Here is a 951-nt window from a genome sequence, read left to right as displayed (position 1 = left end):
CGCTGCGGCCGACACGCCGCACCGGGGCGGCCCGGCGTCGTTCGAGCAGGAGCACGGCGGCGAATCCGAGGAGCGTCGCGGCCACCAGCAGGACGCCCAGCCCGGCGCCGAGGGCTCCGGCCGGCCACGGACGCAGCGCCCCGGGCAGGGAGGCGCTGGTGTGGGCGACCCACCCGATCCAGGCCGCGGGCCACTGGATCACGGCCACGAGGGCGGCGGCGATCCCCGGCGCGGGCAGGGCGAGGGCCGCGGCGAGGGTGCCCAGGACGGTCACGGGCGGCACGGCCGGGGCGGCCAGCAGATTGGCCGGCACCGCGTAGGCCGACACCTCGCCCGTCATGGCCAGGATGATCGGCTGACAGGCCAGGTGGGCGGCCACGGTCACCGCGAGCGACGCCGAGAGCCACCGCGCCACGACGTCGGGCAGCACCCGGCCGAGCCCGGCGTGCAGCGCACGGTCGAGGGGCGCGCCGCCCAGGACGATGCCCGCGGTCGCCGCCAGGGAGAGGTGGAAGGCCGGTTCCACGGCGAGGGCCGGCACCGCGACGAGCAGGGCCGTGCCGCCCACCGTCAGGAGTCCGAACGCCTGCCGCGCGCGGCCGAAGAACACCGCGAGGGCTCCGAGAGCGCCCATCACGGCTGCCCGGAGCACGGACGGCTCCGGTCCCACGACGACCACGAACACCCCGAGGACCGCCAGCCCGGCGCTGAGGACCACCGCCCGGTGCACCCGCGCGCAGCGCAGGGTGATCGCGACCGCGCCGAGGATCATGGCCACGTTGGCCCCGGACACGGCAGACAGGTGCGACAGGCCCGAGGCCTTCATGGCGTCGTCGAGGGCGGGCCCCTGGGCGGAGCGGTCGCCCAGCACCAGCCCCGGGATGAGCTCCGGCGCCGCGCCGACCGTGCCCTCCGCGGACTGACGGAATGCGGCGCGCAGCGCCTCCCGCC

The 951-nt window shown here is 77.8% G+C and carries 1 protein-coding gene; it reads right to left on the bottom strand.

The genetic code is table 11. The features are described from left to right. A partial coding sequence (locus HMPREF3105_RS00365; protein WP_141762358.1) for a ComEC/Rec2 family competence protein occupies window positions 1–951 on the bottom strand: 951 nt, incomplete at both ends.

This window comes from Micrococcus sp. HMSC31B01 (assembly GCF_001816085.1).
Classification (GTDB): Bacteria; Actinomycetota; Actinomycetes; order Actinomycetales; family Micrococcaceae; genus Micrococcus; species Micrococcus luteus.
The sequence above is the reverse complement of the archived record's forward strand: the minus strand, read 5'-3'. Positions and strand labels throughout refer to the sequence as shown.